17 protein-coding genes are annotated in these 16,613 nt (G+C 46.9%); all 17 read left to right on the plus strand.

The window, feature by feature from the left end; genetic code table 11:
- The gene (locus tag MHH56_RS15060) at positions 1 to 1,038 is read left to right on the plus strand and encodes an iron ABC transporter permease (RefSeq protein ID WP_339209601.1); all 1,038 of its coding nucleotides are present in this window, start codon (positions 1 to 3) and stop codon (positions 1,036 to 1,038) included.
- Positions 1,035 to 1,817 (plus strand): heme ABC transporter ATP-binding protein, encoded by a 783-nt coding sequence (locus MHH56_RS15065; protein WP_339209063.1) that lies wholly within the window; start codon positions 1,035 to 1,037, stop codon positions 1,815 to 1,817. The genes MHH56_RS15060 and MHH56_RS15065 overlap by 4 nt, the downstream gene beginning before the upstream one ends.
- 27 nt (positions 1,818 to 1,844) lie before the next feature.
- The gene (gene cobT / locus MHH56_RS15070; protein ID WP_339209065.1) at positions 1,845 to 2,921 is read left to right on the plus strand and encodes a nicotinate-nucleotide--dimethylbenzimidazole phosphoribosyltransferase; all 1,077 of its coding nucleotides are present in this window, start codon (positions 1,845 to 1,847) and stop codon (positions 2,919 to 2,921) included.
- Between the two features lie 10 nt (positions 2,922 to 2,931).
- Entirely contained in the window at positions 2,932 to 3,522 is a 591-nt protein-coding gene (gene cobU / locus MHH56_RS15075; protein ID WP_339209066.1) for a bifunctional adenosylcobinamide kinase/adenosylcobinamide-phosphate guanylyltransferase, read from the plus strand.
- Entirely contained in the window at positions 3,519 to 4,499 is a 981-nt protein-coding gene (cbiB, locus tag MHH56_RS15080; RefSeq protein ID WP_339209068.1) for an adenosylcobinamide-phosphate synthase CbiB, read from the plus strand. Before cobU ends, cbiB begins: the two co-directional genes overlap by 4 nt.
- Positions 4,481 to 5,293, plus strand: a complete 813-nt coding sequence (gene cobS, locus MHH56_RS15085; protein WP_339209069.1) for an adenosylcobinamide-GDP ribazoletransferase — start codon at positions 4,481 to 4,483, stop codon at positions 5,291 to 5,293. Before cbiB ends, cobS begins: the two co-directional genes overlap by 19 nt.
- 21 nt (positions 5,294 to 5,314) lie before the next feature.
- Positions 5,315 to 6,415 (plus strand): threonine-phosphate decarboxylase CobD, encoded by a 1,101-nt coding sequence (gene cobD / locus MHH56_RS15090; protein WP_339209070.1) that lies wholly within the window; start codon positions 5,315 to 5,317, stop codon positions 6,413 to 6,415.
- Between the two features lie 86 nt (positions 6,416 to 6,501).
- A complete protein-coding gene (locus tag MHH56_RS15095; RefSeq protein WP_339209071.1) occupies positions 6,502 to 7,215 on the plus strand; it encodes an adenosylcobinamide amidohydrolase in 714 nt (237 codons plus the stop codon).
- A 44-nt stretch (positions 7,216 to 7,259) separates the two neighbouring features.
- On the plus strand, positions 7,260 to 7,703 hold the full coding sequence (locus MHH56_RS15100; RefSeq protein WP_339209073.1) for a GNAT family N-acetyltransferase: 444 nt from the start codon (positions 7,260 to 7,262) through the stop codon (positions 7,701 to 7,703).
- A 63-nt stretch (positions 7,704 to 7,766) separates the two neighbouring features.
- Positions 7,767 to 7,925, plus strand: a complete 159-nt coding sequence (locus MHH56_RS15105) for a hypothetical protein (RefSeq protein WP_339209074.1) — start codon at positions 7,767 to 7,769, stop codon at positions 7,923 to 7,925.
- Between the two features lie 177 nt (positions 7,926 to 8,102).
- Positions 8,103 to 9,053 carry a magnesium/cobalt transporter CorA gene (gene corA / locus MHH56_RS15110; RefSeq protein WP_339209076.1) on the plus strand — a complete coding sequence of 317 codons (951 nt, stop codon included), beginning with the start codon at positions 8,103 to 8,105 and terminating at the stop codon, positions 9,051 to 9,053.
- Positions 9,054 to 9,075: 22 nt separating this feature from the next.
- A complete protein-coding gene (locus MHH56_RS15115) occupies positions 9,076 to 9,900 on the plus strand; it encodes a hypothetical protein (protein WP_339209077.1) in 825 nt (274 codons plus the stop codon).
- A 27-nt stretch (positions 9,901 to 9,927) separates the two neighbouring features.
- Positions 9,928 to 12,468 carry an ATP-dependent helicase HrpB gene (gene hrpB, locus MHH56_RS15120; RefSeq protein ID WP_339209078.1) on the plus strand — a complete coding sequence of 847 codons (2,541 nt, stop codon included), beginning with the start codon at positions 9,928 to 9,930 and terminating at the stop codon, positions 12,466 to 12,468.
- 66 nt (positions 12,469 to 12,534) lie between these two features.
- Positions 12,535 to 12,825, plus strand: a complete 291-nt coding sequence (locus MHH56_RS15125) for a DUF1294 domain-containing protein (RefSeq protein WP_339209079.1) — start codon at positions 12,535 to 12,537, stop codon at positions 12,823 to 12,825.
- Positions 12,826 to 12,904: 79 nt separating this feature from the next.
- Entirely contained in the window at positions 12,905 to 14,986 is a 2,082-nt protein-coding gene (locus MHH56_RS15130; protein WP_339209081.1) for a UvrD-helicase domain-containing protein, read from the plus strand.
- 50 nt (positions 14,987 to 15,036) lie between these two features.
- On the plus strand, positions 15,037 to 15,699 hold the full coding sequence (gene modB, locus MHH56_RS15135) for a molybdate ABC transporter permease subunit (RefSeq protein ID WP_339209082.1): 663 nt from the start codon (positions 15,037 to 15,039) through the stop codon (positions 15,697 to 15,699).
- A gap of 64 nt (positions 15,700 to 15,763) precedes the next feature.
- Entirely contained in the window at positions 15,764 to 16,609 is an 846-nt protein-coding gene (locus MHH56_RS15140) for an EcsC family protein (RefSeq protein ID WP_339209083.1), read from the plus strand.
- The last annotated feature ends 4 nt before the right edge of the window (positions 16,610 to 16,613 follow it).

A 16,613-nucleotide genomic window follows, 5' to 3' on the forward strand; every position in this document is an offset into this window, starting at 1 on the left:
ATGACCTATAAATTAGTTTGGTATGGAGGAGCAGCTATGCTCCTTCTTGCTGTTTCTATCGTTGTAAGTTTGTCGATTGGCTCGGCTGGTATTTCCATTCGAGATGTTTGGGGCATTTTGCTTCACCAGCTGCCGTGGCTTGCCGATAACACAGTCCCTTATACACCTGCCGAAATAGCGATCGTCACGCAAGTACGTCTATCGCGTATTTTGCTTGCCGTCCTCGTTGGTGCTTGTCTCGCACTAGCTGGCACGGGTTTTCAAGGGGTTCTTCGAAATCCGCTGGCTGATCCTTATACACTAGGAGTGTCTTCGGGGAGCTCAGTTGGTGCATCATTCATTATTTTATTTGGCTTGCAGTCAGCGATTGGCATGTGGACGATACCGCTAGTTGCTTTTGCTACAGGAACCTTGACGCTGCTTGGTGTTTTTTGGCTGTCTCGCAACAAGGGTGTTATACATATTGAAACGCTTATTTTATCAGGGGTTATCATCCAGTCCTTTTTAGGCGCTTTTGTATCATTCATGGTGTCCGTCTCAGAGGGCGTTGTGAATCAAATTTTGTTCTGGTTAATGGGATCGCTTGCGATGAGAAGCTGGGAACATGTATATATGCTTATTCCTTTTCTCGCGGTAGGCTTTCCACTACTGCTTGCATATGGGCAATCTCTCAATTTATTTGTACTGGGGGAACGCCATGCAGCGCATCTTGGCATCCATGTCGAGAGAACGAAGCTGATCGTCTTAATCAGCTCGACCTTGCTGACGGCAGCAGCAGTCTCTGTTTCTGGTGTAATCGGTTTTGTTGGGCTCGTGGTACCACATCTCATTCGTTTGCTCGTTGGCCCCGACTATCGATTAATTACCCCTTTATCGGCTATCGGTGGAGGCATATTTATTTTATGGGCTGATACGCTTGCGCGCATGGCGCTGACGCCTAAGGAAATTCCGCTTGGCGTTGTTACGGCTCTGCTTGGTGCGCCATTTTTTGCGTATTTGCTGCATCGGCGAAAGCTGAAGCAAGGAGGGGCGTTATGATTGAGGTGCGCAGCATCGTTCAGACGGTGCAAGGGAGGACTGTGCTCAATAAGCTTTCCTGCTCATTTCAAAAAGGGCGGATGTACGGTGTTATTGGACCTAATGGTGTTGGCAAATCAACGCTGCTGCATGTATTGTCAGGCGTTGAACAGCCGGTGCAAGGTGAAGTTTTATTCGAGGGGCAGAGCATCTCGGCATATCCAAGAAAGCAAATCGCACAAAGGATGGCGGTTTTGCAGCAAAGCGGTTTGCCTCAGGTAGGATTCTCTGTGCGTGAGGTTGTTAGCATGGGAAGATACCCTTTCCAAAACTGGCTTGGCAGCGATAAACATGATTCAGAGGAAATTATTGATAAAGCGATATTGACCATGGGACTCGAAGAGCTATCGCATCGCAAAATGGATCAACTAAGCGGCGGCGAACGTCAACGTGTTGCTTTGGCAAAGGTTATGGCGCAGGAGCCCTCTATTATATTATTGGACGAGCCGACGACTTATTTGGACATTGGTTACCAAATTCAGCTTTTGGATACGGTACGTGCTTGGCAGCGTGAACGTGAACTGACCGTTATTGCTGTCCTGCATGATCTTAATTTGGCTTCGCTTTATTGCGATGAGCTTGTCGTTCTTCATGAAGGCAAAGTTGCAGCAGCTGGAACACCCAGGGCGGTCATAACTGCAGGTCTTATCAAGCAGGTTTATCAGGCGGATACAACTGTGATCGTCCATCCTGTTACGGGTGCTCCGCAAATATTGCTCCAACCGAATATGAAAATATAAAATATTAAAAAAACGTTTGAAGGAGTTATGAAATTGAAACATGCATTGGAAACTCAGCTTGCAGAGACGATCAAACAAATCAAACCATTTAATGAAGAGGCAGCAGAATTAGCTGTGAAGCATTCTGATTCTTTGACGAAACCGCCAGGCAGCCTCGGCAAGCTAGAGACAATCGCCAGGCAGCTTGCAGGCATTTCAGGCGAGCTGTGGCCAGATTTGTCACGTAAAGCCGTTATTGTCATGGCGGGTGATCATGGAGTATGTGATGAAGGAGTTAGTGCGTTTCCACAAGCGGTGACACCACAAATGGTGCTCAACTTCCTCAGCGGAGGGGCAGCTGTCAATGTGCTGGCAAGACAAGCTGGCGCAGATGTTGTTTGTGTGGATATTGGTGTAAATGCGGATTTGGAGCATGAGATGCTAGTGAGCCGTAAAGTGGTGCGGGGGACGGCTAATATGGCCAAGGAGCCCGCGATGACACGTGAAGAAGCCGTCCAAGCTATTATTGTTGGGATTGAAGTGGTTAATGAGCAGGTGCAACGCGGCTGCCGTTTATTTGCAACAGGTGAAATGGGTATTGGCAATACGACAGCCAGTGCGGCGTTAACGACCGTATTGACGGGCCTATCTCCTGAGGAATCAGTCGGCCGAGGAACTGGCATAAATGATGAAAGCTGGGCAAATAAAGTACGGGTAGTCAAACGCGCAATTGCTGTCAACGAATTGGACCGCGCTAGTGTCGATCCAATCGATGTGCTGGCTAAGGTTGGCGGTGCAGAAATCGCAGGGCTTGTTGGCGTTATTATCGGAGCTGCAGCAAACGGCTGCCCAGTCGTCATCGACGGTTATATTTCATCTGCTGCGGCGCTTGTCGCATCGCGGATAGCGGAGCAGACGCTTCCCTTTATGATTGCTTCCCACCTCTCTCAAGAGCAAGGCCATTTGAAGCTGCTTGAATCAATAGGCTTGCTTCCTATGATGCAGCTGGAGATGCGGCTTGGCGAAGGTACAGGTGCTGTATTATGTTTTCATTTTATAGACGCTGCGCTCCATCTCATGAATGAAATGGCAACATTTGAGAGTGCAGGCGTATCCAAAGGTTAGGTGAGCGTGAATGGCAATTCTAGTAACGGGCGGAGCAAGAAGCGGGAAGAGCGGATTTGCCGAGCAATATGCGATGAGGGTTGCAGCCCGTGGATTTTATATTGCGACCTGTCAGCCGTATGATACGGAGATGCGCGACCGAATAGGAAAACATCGCAAGGATCGTGAAGATGCAGGCTTCCGCTGGCAGACCATCGAAGATCCGCATGAAGCAGCAAATGTGCTTTACAGATTGAAGGAGCAAATTGATAAAGAAATTTCAAACGGACAGCAGCCTGCTGTCGTATTGCTTGATTGCTTAACGTTATGGCTGACGAATTGGCTTATGCGAATAGAACAAGAATCGTATGAAGATACGAGGCTGAAAATGGAGCAGCAGAACCTTCTCGAAGCTATTAACAACTATCCATATCCATTAATCATTGTAACCAATGAGGTAGGAGATGGCATTGTTCCGGCATATCCTCTAGGCAGGCTTTTTCGAGACGAGGCGGGGAGGTTCAACCAACAGATTGCTGCGATATGCGAGCGGGTTTTTCTCGTCACCGCAGGCATTCCAGTTGAATTGAAATCGCAAGCGTTTAACTGGGATCAATTATGATGATTTATTCTATAAAGGAGCTCCTGCTCCTCGCAGCGGCAGCCATTGCAATAGATTGGATCGTTGGTGATCCGAAATGGCCAACTCATCCCGTCATCTGGATAGGCAGGCTCATTCGACTGCTGGAACGTTTGCTTGCTCCTGAACGATTGAAGGAACATCCGGCTGCTGTAAGAGGTTTAGGTGTAGTGTTGACCGTTGTCACACTCGTTGTGAGCTGCGGCGCAATGTGGTTCATTATTTGGGCGGCAGATGCTATACATACTTGGCTAGGCTATGCGGTGAGCGCATGGTTTATTTCCACAACACTAGCGGTGAAGGGCTTAAAGGAAGCAGCCATGCTCGTTTATCATCCATTAATGGAAGGCAGATTAGATGAAGCACGTAAATATGTTGGTTATATCGTAGGCCGAGATACTGCAAATCTGGATGAGCGGGAGGCGTCGCGCGCTGCAATTGAGACGGTTGCTGAAAATACGGTAGATGCACTCGTGTCACCGTTGTTGTTCGCTTTAATTGGAGGCGCACCGCTTGCAATGCTCTACCGTGCAACGAATACGCTGGATTCCATGGTCGGATATCGCAATGAAAAATATAAGTATTTTGGCTGGTGCTCGGCACGGACGGATGATGTGTTAAATTATATCCCTGCAAGAATAACTGGCGTTTTGCTTACGCTGTCTTCGCTGTTTGATCAGAGAATGAAGGCGAAGCAGGCGTGGCTTGCCATTCGCACGTTTGCTCATCTTCATCCTAGTCCAAATAGCGGCATACCGGAATCAGCGGTTGCAGGGGCGCTAGGCATTGAGCTTGGCGGTATGAATTCGTATTTTGGCGTAGTCAGTGAACGAGCAAGGATGGGATGGCCAACTCGCCAACTGGAACCAAACGATATTGTACTAAGCGTGCGGTTACTGTACAGCGTTAGTTTTATATTATTTGCGGGGGTGATCGGCGTATGGTTCGTCGTGAATTAAAGCTGCATTTCCAAGCACTTATTGCTGCTTTTCAATTTCTAACTCGTTTTCCAGTTCCCATCACGGTTCCTTTCCAAGGATCTGTTCTCTCGCGAAGTGTCGTCTATTTCCCTGTAGCTGGTGCGTTTATCGGTATCTGTCTCCTTGCATGTACGTGGCTGCTAGCATTATTTGTCCCTGCTTGGCCAAGTGCTGTACTGATTCTTGCGATATGGACTGCATTAAGCGGGGGCCTGCATTTGGACGGTTGGATGGATACAGCAGACGGCGTGCTGAGTCACCGCTCTCGCGAGCGTATGCTAGAGATTATGAAGGATAGCCGAGTAGGAGCGATGGGCGTCATTGCCGCAGTTTTGCTCCTTCTTCTCAAGGCGTCGTTATTAGCAGAACTGCTGAAAGGTGACCATTTTGAGCAATATGGACCATTGCTTGTCATCGCGCCGATTTGGAGCCGTGCTTGGATGAGCGCGGCTATTGCAGTGTGGCCGAATGCCCGTCAGGGTGAAGGGATAGCTGTTTTATTTAATGAGGTCAAATGGCCGCAGGCGACTTCTTCTTTTGTGATGGCAGCCATTCTTTCTGTCCTTACTTTTTGGATCGCCGGCACCGGTACAAACGTAGCATTAATAATGCTGCTTATTATCGTCATCTTAACGATTTGCTGCGGTGGTTTTATAGCAGCATGGTTAAATCGGAAGCTTGGCGGATTAACTGGGGATACATATGGTGCGATGAACGAAGCGATTGAAGCGTTATTGCTGCTTGCGGCGGTCATCTGGTTATACGCGCAATAGAAAAGGAGTTGTTTTTGTTAAATGTTAGAAAGATATGGTCATGGCGGCGATTTGCGGACCGCGGAAGAAGCGTTCGATATACCTGCGCATAAATTTGTTGATTTTAGCTCGAACATGAATCCGCTAGGAGCGCCATTAAGCGTTAAACAAGCGCTTCTTACCTATGCAGATATGATAGAGCAATATCCTGATCCAGCCGTTCGCGGCCTAAGAAAGAAGCTTGCTGAACTACATAATATTGATGCTCAATCCATCGTAGTAGGTAATGGAGCGGCAGAACTAATCGATCTAATCGTCCGTACGCTGCAACCAAAGTTAACGACGCTTGCCATTCCGTGCTTTGATGAATATGGCGATGCCATTCGGAAAATCGGCGGAGCTGTGTATGAAATTAAATTATCATCTCAAATGCAATTTAAGCTTAGCTTGGATTCCGAGCATTTATGCGAAGCGGCCGCCACAGGATCATTAGTTATGCTCGGTTCGCCAAACAATCCAACGGGTCAGCTCGTAGATCCAGAGCTTATACGTGCACTCTTAAGTAAAGGAGCCTATGTTGTAGTTGACGAGGCGTTTATGGATTTTGTACCTGATGAAGCACGGTACAGCCTTATTCAAGAAGCAACTAAGCATGAACGGTTGTTCGTCATCCGCTCAATGACAAAATTTTATGCGATACCCGGCATTCGACTTGGATATATCGTTGGCATGCCTAGAACGATAAGCGGCTTGCGACGCTTGCAAATACCATGGAGCGTTAATTCTTTAGCGCAGCTGATTGGCGAAGCGGTGCTGGATGAGAAGGATTATGCAGAGCGTACACTTGCTTGGTTAGAGCAGGAAAGACCTTGGCTCATGTCTGAGCTTGAGGCGATCGGCTTTGAAGTTAACCCAAGTGCAGCCAATTATTTGCTCATTCGGATTCCGAGCGATGCGGGACTCAGTGCCAGCATGCTTCAGCTCGAGATGGGCAAGCAGGGGGTGCTTATTCGCGATGCATCAAGATTTGCAGGGCTTGATCATACGTATATCCGGGTTGCCATTAAACTTCGGCAGCAAAATGAACAGCTGATCGCTGCTTTTAAGCATTGCTTGAAATGGAATGAAAACCAAGGCGGATAAGGAAATTTGAACGAATTGCAAAGTTCCTATCCATTCCAAATTAAACTCATGCATAAGCTTCTATGACAGCCAAAGGAGGGAAAAGAGTGACACAGCCCTTTCGCAAAAATCAGCATTATTATCAATCACAGCTGTGGTGCGGCGTAAGCTTGCAGCTCCTTGAGGACCGCATTGAAGCAAGCAGCAATGTTCCTTTGTATGCGTTAAGCAGCGCGATTCATCCGGGCGGCTTTTCTTATACCAATCGTATTGTGAATTGGAAAGTGCCGCTTACTTATCAATGTGAAGATCCTGTTCTCGACATCATTAATCAATGTACGGAATGGGGCTGCGAACCAGAAGCTACTGTAGGATTATTAACAGCAGCGAAGCTGACACATGCATCCATCACTGAAATGGAAGGCGATCGGTTTAAGCTTATTTGCTGTACGACGGTAGGCACACGAAATGCAGCAAGATCTGGTATGCCGCGAAGTACCTTCTCTGCTTATTCTCCAGGAACGATCAATATTGTTATTTTAATCGATGGTCAAATGACTGAATCAGCTATGGTGAATGCGGTCATCACAGCAACTGAAGCGAAAACAGCAGCATTACAGCATTTAGGCATCGTTGAGATGAAAACAGGACAATCAGCTACGGGGACGACAACGGATGCCATTGTCGTAGCGGTTAGTCAAGCAGCAAGCTGGAATGCGGTTCATGCGTATGCTGGTGCAGCTACGACAATTGGGTGCGCGATTGGAGAAGCGGTCTATGAGACTGTACTAGAAGCAACACGAACGCAGCATGATGACTAAGGATTAACGACCTTCGCCATAAATTCTATAAGGAGGTATGCAAATTGGAATTTTGGATACAAAAAGCGACGATCGATGATCTTAAGCTTCTCTCTCAAATGAACAAAGAGCTTATCGAAGATGAAGGCAGCCGTAATCCAATGACTCTCGCGCAGCTTGAAGATAGATTCCTCGGATGGCTGTCAAGCGACTGGGAGATTGCATTGTTTGAGAAGGCTTCTGCTATTTTAGGATATGCGGTATACCAAATCAGGGAAGATGATTTTTATCCAGAGGAGTCAAATGTTTATCTCAGACAGTACTACATCGCTCGACAGCAACGGAGCCATGGTTATGGTAGCGCAGTATTCAAACAATTAGTCCGCGACTCATTTCCAAGCGGTGCCAAAGTGACGATTGATGTGTTGGCCTCCAATCCGCGCGGGCAGCAATTTTGGACGAATTGTGGTTTTGAACCCTATTATACGAACATGCAGCTTAAACAATGAAACAGCGTACTGCTTTTACTTTTGCCGACTACCGACTACGCCATGCCGAGGGACAAGATAACAATGAGGATGCTAATTGAAATTGTCTTTGAGTTTATTGCCGATTTATTTATAGCGGACGGAAACGGGAAATGGGAGAAGCTCAAACAGACAAAGTACGAGAGAAAGCTGCGAAAATGGGCAAAAGAATACGAATGGTTTGAGCATTTATCCGCAATCTAGACTTAAACCTGGAAGCAAGGCGCCAATTAGAGGGTATGCTCATTGATAAATATAAAAGAAGCAACGGAACAAAATAGCGGAGTTGCATTACAGCGATTGTGAAATCGTGTAAAATGATAAAGTTGAACAATCGGTCATAAGATCGATCGTGTGCCGCTTAGAACGGAGGAACATCCTTTGATTAAAATAGTAGGTTATACAAAACAAAAGCAATGGTTAACTGATTTAACGATAGAAGATCTAAACTCGCCTGAGCTTGACTGGTATTGGGTCGACTTTAGTAACCCGAAGGAAGAGGAGTGCAGACTGCTCGATACCTTTTTTCATTTTCATCCGCTCGCTATCGAGGATTGCTACCATTTGCTTCAGCGGCCGAAAGTAGATCATTACGACGATATTCATTTTTTTGTGCTGCACGAAATTGAGCGTAAGACGTTGACTGTAAATGAAATCAATATGTTCATCGGTCCAACGTTTATTGTTACGTTTCATTATGAGCGTTCACCAGAGATTGAGGAAGCTCAAACTAAGCTATTATCGAGCACGAAGATCGGCGAGAAAGGCCAGCTATATGCGGCATATCTCGTAATAGACAAGCTGGTTGATCAATATTTTCCTGCGGTTCATGAGCTGGAAGACCAGCTTCTTGACATGGAAATCGGAAGCGGCGACGAACAAAGTCAAACTGCTATGAGCGATATTTTCAACATACGGTCTAGGCTGCTGCGTTTGCGCAAAACGATTGTCCCCATGCGTGATTTATTGTATCGTATAACGAATTCCGATCGCATTGAAGGGCTGAAGCCTTATATGGCCTTTTATCATGATATTTATGATCATTTGCTCAAATTGACTGAAATGATGGATTCAAGTCGAGAGATGACGGCAGATCTTCGCGACAGCTTCATTTCCTTTAACTCCAATCGCATGAACTCGATTATGAAAACTCTTACCGTAATCACGACGATCTTCATGCCGCTCACTTTTTTGGCTGGTATTTATGGTATGAACTTTCGTAATATGCCTGAGCTGGAGTGGACGTGGGGTTATTTTGCTGTCATAACGATTATGCTCGTCATCGGGCTTGGCATGTATGCTTGGTTCCGAAGCAAAGGTTGGTTTAAATGAATGTTAAGGAGCTTGGAGAGCAATGGAGATGAAAGAACCTGCTCGGATGAGCAAAAAGCGGCTGTTCACCATAGTCGGCATTATGGCAGGCATTATGCTTGTACTCGTCGTGATGCTTTATTTAATGATTATTTCACTCGGAAATCGCAATGCGGTTAATCTCTCAAAGTCTGAGCAAGCATTGCATTACTCCTATTTTTCAAAGACTTCAACTAGTGGGGTAAAGCTGCACGTACTGCAAACAAAGCCAGCCTATGTCACGCTTGAAACGATCAATACAAATGTTACCCTTACTGGGAAGGTCGGCATTAACGGCGGATTTTTTTACGGCAACCAGCTATTAAGCATCGGAGTCGTAAATAGCATTCCGGTTAATAAGGAAATTGGCAATTTCGGAACGGGAAGTGAAAACGTGAAATATGCGCGTGGCACACTCGTTTGGGATGGCGCTTCTGATTCATTAAGCGTTCAGGTTGCAAGCCAAGCGTCCGAGATAAAAGTGAAGGATCACACACGTTTCTGGGCACAAGGCGGTATAAGCATGAGCTTAGGCGATGATGCACATTGGATCGAGCAGTCGGTTAAGGAGAATGCGCCGTTCCCAGATGACAATCGCTTGCGATCGGCAGCGGTGTACGATCAAGCAGGGACGTTATTCTTAATTGTTAGTGAAACGAAGAACTCGCTTGCCGTATTTAGAGAAGCAATTATATCAAGCATTGGCGATGGAAAGCTGGTTGACGGCATATTTCTAGATGGTGACGGGTCGTCCCAGCTTTTTGGCAGCAAGGCATCGTTGCCTGGAGATAATAGACCGGTTGTACAAATGATTCGGATCGTAAAATGAGTTGAGATAAGATAAGGAGCAATCAGCATGAATCAACAGCAATTGCCGATTGATCAGGTATTGCCGGAACTGCTATTGGCTCTGCAAAGCGGTGTAAATGTGGTGCTGATCGCAGAGCCGGGGGCCGGAAAGACAACACGAGTTCCGCTTGCGCTGCTTGATCAGCCATGGCTGGGAAGCAAAAAAATAATAATGCTTGAGCCGCGAAGACTCGCCGCACGTTCAGCCGCACAGTTTATGGCAAAATCGCTTGGCGAGCAGGCTGGTGAAACGATCGGTTACCGGGTGAGATTAGATTCTCGGGTTAGTTCGCAAACACGCATTGAAGTGGTGACGGAAGGTGTATTAACGCGCATGCTGCAGGAGGACCCCGCACTCGAGCAGGTTGGGGCGATCTTGTTTGATGAATTCCATGAACGGCACTTGCATGGCGATCTTGGCTTAACGCTTTGCTTGCAGTCACAGCAATTGCTGAGAGATGATTTGCGCCTCGTTATTATGTCAGCAACGCTTGACGCAGAGCCGATAGCCGAGCTGCTTGAGGGTGCACCAATTATTAGCAGTGAAGGCCGGGTTTTCCCTGTTGAGACACAGTACATGAAAGCAAAGCTTACGGGACCTATAGAGCCCCACATGGCACGAACGATTATGGAAGCGCTCCGTTCGTTTGATGGAGATGTATTAGCGTTTTTGCCTGGTGTTGCAGAGATACGCCGCACAGCCCGATGGTTAATGGAGAGCGGAGTATCTTCATTTGCTCGAGTAGAGGAGCTGCATGGCAGCTTGCCGCTCGAGAAACAAGATACGGCTGTAGCGCCATGCGCTGATGGCGAACGCAAGGTTGTGCTTGCGACTTCCATTGCAGAATCAAGTCTGACCGTTGAAGGAGTTAAGGTTGTGGTAGACAGCGGCTTAATGCGAGTTCCTCGGTTTTCTCCAAGAACAGGCATGACTCGGCTGGAAACATTGCCTGTTTCGATCGCTTCCGCGGATCAGCGTCGAGGGAGAGCAGGAAGGTTGGCTAAAGGCGTTTGTTATCGGTTATGGACAGAGCAAGAGCATGTTTATTTGCCGAAACAGAGTTCACCCGAGCTGCTTGAGGCAGATCTTGCTTCCCTTGCCCTTGAGCTAGCCATTTGGGGAATAAAAGATCCGCTGGAGCTTAATTGGTTGACGCCGCCGCCTGCAGCTGCTTATGAGCAAGCGGTTGCTTTGCTGAAAGAGCTAAACGCAATAGATGGTGACAGTAAACCAACAGCCGAGGGAGTGAAGATGGCACAGTTTGGTTTGCATCCGCGGCTCGGTGCCATGATTTTGCAGGCTTCAGAGCTAGGTTCTGCGAGACTCGCATGTGATGCAGCAGCTTTGCTAAGCGAACGTGATTTACTTCCACAGGAGCGCAATGTAGATGTGCAGCTACGGTTGGATTTGTTATATCAGCTATCCGGAAAAGATGGCAAACTGCTTATAGGCGGCAGCTCCGAGCATCCTAGCAGTGGCGCAGTACGCCGAATTATCGCGCAAGCGGATCAATGGGAGCGGAAATTGTCAGCGCAAACCGCTGCCGAGACAGCTTCTGAGAAAACAGCTCAGCACAAGTCGCCTATTCCGATTGGCATTTTGCTGGCATTTGCGTATCCGGACCGAATCGCTCAAAGGCGCAGCGATGGCCGATACTTATTAGCTAATGGCAGAGGCGCTGTACTGCCTGAACTTCAGCCGCTATCGCGATCAGCTTATCTTGCTGCTTGCGAGCTCGATGATACAGGCTCCGAAAGCCGGATACGGTTAGCGGCTGAACTTCATCTAAGCGATATCGAGCATTATCTAAGTGGCTATATAACAGCTGAAGAGGTCGTAGAGTGGGATGCAGCTGCACAAGCTGTTCGTGCAAGGAAACGATTGCGGCTTGGCAGTATTGTGATGAAAGAAACCATTCTTCAGAAACCGGATGAACAACTTGTTGCGGATGCTTTGATTACTGCGATTCAGGAAACTGGATTTGTAATGCTGCCAATGAGCAAGCAAGCGCAGCAGTTGAAAGCAAGGATGAAGCTGATGGCGCTTGCTGGCGATGATTGGCCCGATGCTTCCGATGAAGCGCTTCTCGGCACGCTCGAAGAGTGGTTGAAGCCGCATCTATTTGGGATGAAGAGCCGTGCTGATTTACAGAAGCTCTCCATGCTTCAGCTGCTTGAAGGCAATCTTAGCTGGAAGCAAAAACAAGAGCTTGATGAGCAGGTTCCTACCCATATCGTTGTGCCAAGCGGTTCTCGCATACCGATAGACTACAGTGATCCGGAGTCGCCAGTGCTAGCCGTAAGGTTACAGGAGCTATTTGGTCTAACAGACACACCACGACTAGCAAGGGGTAGATTGCCGATTACACTGCATCTTTTATCTCCGTCGCAGCGACCGGTTCAAGTCACACGTGATTTGCGCAGCTTTTGGGAGAATACGTATTTCGAAGTAAAGAAGGATTTGAAAGGACGTTATCCGAAGCATTATTGGCCGGATGATCCTAACACAGCGATGCCGACGAATCGAGCGAAGCCGAGAAACACATAAGGGACTCAGCTGTTTCTGCCAAAGCACGAGAAATCTCCCTATTCTGAGAGGATGTGTGCCAAAGCAATGATCATTTATTTAGTTATACTATATTTGCTATTTATAAATATTTACACGTTTGCGCTTATGGGCTTTGATAAGAAAAGCGCTAAGAAGCAGCGCAGGCGTGTTCCCGAAAAACGATTGTTTTTGCTGAGTGCCATTGGCGGTGCAGGCGGAACATGGCTTGCGATGAAAAAATGGCGTCATAAAACAAAACATCGCTCGTTTACGGTAGGAATTCCTTTTCTGTTTGTACTAAATATATTACTCATTCTAGGAGCTGCCAAGCTTATTGGAATGACTGTAAACTCTTGATTGCTTTGAGAAGCCTTCCTATGGTATATTGGGGCTTCTCTTTTTTTCTTGCACACCACAAACTTAGGAGGTAACTGACATGACCGTTCAAAGTGCCTATCAAGAAGAGCAGGATCGATTAACCGAGTCGCTGAATGATATTGTAAATCAGCTTCAAGAAATTGGTCCACGCTACAAAGGCGATGATTTCACAGAGCAAATGCTCGATTTACAGCAAGAGGAACGTAGACTTAGACTTGAAATATCGAAGCGTGAGCCTTATTTTGGCCGCATTGATTTTCAAGAGTTGCCAGTGGGCGAAACAAAGCCCTTATATATTGGAAAAGCCGGCGTGGCAAAGCAAGGCAGCAATGAGCTGCTTGTCATCGATTGGCGTGCGCCAGCAGCAAGCTTGTTTTATTCCTTCACAGGCGGAGAAGCGCCAGCTTCTTATCAATCGCCTGACGGAGAAATTGAAGGATATGTCCATTTAAAGCGAAATTTCATGATCCGCCAGGGAGAAATCATTCGTCTGGTTGATAGTTATGTACGCGGCCAAGAAGAAGGCTCGGTAACGGATGAATTCCTTTTGTATCGCTTAGGAGAGAACAAGGATAATAAGCTGCGTGATATCGTTTCTACGATTCAAGGCGAGCAAGACCGTATTATTCGTGCGGATCGTAACAAAGCGTTGTTTATACAGGGCGTCGCGGGAAGCGGTAAAACGACCGTTGCGCTGCATAGACTTGCTTTCTTGCTTTATCAGTACGCCGATCGGATGCGAGCGGAGCGTATGATCATTTTTGCGCCGAACCGAATGTTCCTAGACTACATATCCGGTGTATTGCCAGAGCTAGGCGTGGGTGATATTCAGCAAACGACGTTCAGTGACTGGTCTCTTGAGCTCCTTGAGAAAACAGTATCTGTCAGCGATCCGTCTGATACGATGGCTTATTGGTTCGAAGAACGCAGAACCGCTTCAGAAGTGGAGAATGCATCGGGGCGCTTTAAAGGGAATCTCGATTTTAAAGCAATTATAGATGAGCGAATCGCTAACTTTGAGCAACGAATTGTGCCAACGACATCTTTTATGCCAATTGACGGGCTTGAGCTGTCGCCAGAGCAAATTCGCGAGTGGTATGATACCGATTATGGCGAAGAGACGCTCATGAAGAAACGAGATCGACTTGTTAGTCGGATTCGTCGCTGGATGGAGTCCGAGCTTAAGATGAAGCGGATTGTTGATAAAAAAATAAGAGCGAAGGCGCTCACTAAGTTTAATAGCTACACCAAAAAAATTCCGGCATATACCTCTTTACAGCTATATGCTTCGTTATTCAGCGGCAAACAGCTTGAGAGCCGTATTCCTAAGGTTATCGCAGCTGCAACTGCCGAACGATTAAAGAAAGAAATGGCTGCTGCGGAGGATTTGGCACCACTCGCCTATATCCAGCTTCAGCTATTTGGATTGCCGAAGCAGTTTTTCGATCATATCGTTATAGATGAAGCACAGGATTATTCTCCGTTTCAGCTGGAAGTACTGCGGCTGTGTCAAAGAACAGCATCGATGACCGTGCTAGGCGATTTGCAGCAAGGTATTCATGCCTACGCAGGCGTACAAAGCTGGACAGAGCTTACCGCTTTGTTTAATGAAGAGCAAATTGACTTTTATGAGCTCAATCGAAGCTATCGTTCGACAATGGAAATTATCGAATTTGCCAACAAAATTTTAGGAAGCATGATCGGCGAAGTCAAACCTGCGGTGCCTGTTTTCCGAAGCGGAGATGCCGTTCTTGCCGTGCCAGTTGAAAATGATAATTGGTTAGCTTCCATTGATGGTACAATCCGTGAATGGCAATCGAAGGCAGAGTATGAGACGATTTCTGTCATTGGCCGTACAGCGATTGAATGCGAAGAGATTTATAACTTCTTGATTAAGCAAGGTTTGGACGCTTCGTTAGTGCAGAGCAAGCAGCCTGCATATGGCGGCGGCCTGTCTGTAGTACCTGTCTATTTGTCTAAAGGATTGGAATTCGATGCCGTTCTTGTAGCAGATGCGAGCGAGGAAGCTTATTCTGAGCTTGATGCGAAGCTATTGTACGTCGGATGCACGCGCGCCTTGCATAAGCTTAAGCTGTTTTATCGCGGAAGACTCACATCACTGCTGGGCGACGAAGCTTAATTTCGATATAATAGGCAGCAACATAACGTCTATCCGGAGGCTACTTATTTATGAACTGGGACGAATGGCTGCCACCAGTATGGCTCTCTTTAAGAGTATCTATTATTGCTAGCATTATCGTTGCCATTATAGGAATGCTCGTAGCACGCTTCATGTCACGGCATTCTTTTAAAGGCAAAAGTATCATAGAAACCTTCTTCATGCTTCCGCTTGTCCTCCCCCCAACCGTCGTTGGATTCATTCTTCTCATTACGCTTGGAAGAGGGAGCTGGATTGGTAAAGCGTACGAGTGGTTATTTACTCAACCTATCGTTTTCTCATGGATCGCCGCGGTTATCGCGGCGGTCATTGTTGCGTTTCCGCTCGTTTATCAGACGATGAAGGTTGGTTTTCTTTCTGTCGATCGCCATCTTGAGGATGCTGCACGTTCAGCAGGAGCCGGTGAGCTGCAGGTGCTGAGATATATCACGCTGCCGCTTGCTAAACGATCACTGACTACGGCATACCTGCTAGGATTTGCTAGAGGCCTTGGCGAGTTTGGCGCAACCTTGATGATTGCAGGAAATATACCAGGTCGCACGCAGACAGTACCTACTGCTATATACATTGCTGTTGAGACAGGTGAAATGGGAATGGCTTGGGCTTGGACGATAGCCATCATTTCGTTCTCTTTTGTCATGCTGCTGTTTACGGGGCGCAAATTGGAACAATAATGTGAAGGACGAATCCGAATCTAGTTTTCTGCGTATTACTTGCGGAGAAGGAGCGTGCCCGAAGATGCCTACTGAAAAGGATTCACCTGAAAATTTGAAATCTGCTTTGCTTGAAATAGAGAAATGGGAAAAAGAACAGAAGGATTTATGGTTTTGGGAAAAGCTTGGGCGTTTGCCATTTATGCTGCTCGACAAAATTACTCCAAAGTTTATACAGGAAAAACTTGGACTTGCAGTGGATGAGATCGGAAGCTATATTCAAAATGGCGGGAAATATTTGATTTCGGAGTGTTCGGTTATTGATAAACTGCATCAAAATGCTGCTCAGAACGATGTGCTTCTTGGAGCCGATCATGAAGTGACGACCATTAACGATGCGGCTGATATGCCGTTGTCTATTTTAAACTTAACTGCTGAGCAATTGGCCTCCAGTCGTTCGAAAATGGCCACGCTTCAAGGGGCAACGACAGGAATTGGCGGCATTTTTACATTAGCGATCGATATTCCAGCCATACTCGGCTTATCGCTGAAGATCATTCAAGAAATTGCGATTTGCTACGGATTTGATCCAAAAAGCAAGGAAGAACGTGTATTTGCAGTTAAAGTAATGCAATTTGCTTCTTCAGATATTGTAGGGAAAAAAGCGATACTTGATGAGCTCAGTGCTTATGAGGAAGTGAACCGTAGCAATCAAATGCTGTCGCAGCTGCAGGGCTGGAGTGAAGTGGTTGCTGTTTATCGGGACAATTTTGGCTGGAAGAAGCTATTTCAAATGATACCTGTGGCAGGCATGTTATTCGGAGCGTTCATCAATCGGGGCATGCTGAACGATGTTGCAGAAGCAGCAACCATGCTGTATCGAAAACGCAGAGTATTGATAAAGCTGGGGGAAAATGAGGCGAAAGCATAATGAC

This window comes from Paenibacillus sp. FSL K6-3182, assembly GCF_037976325.1.
Taxonomy (GTDB): domain Bacteria; phylum Bacillota; class Bacilli; order Paenibacillales; family Paenibacillaceae; genus Pristimantibacillus.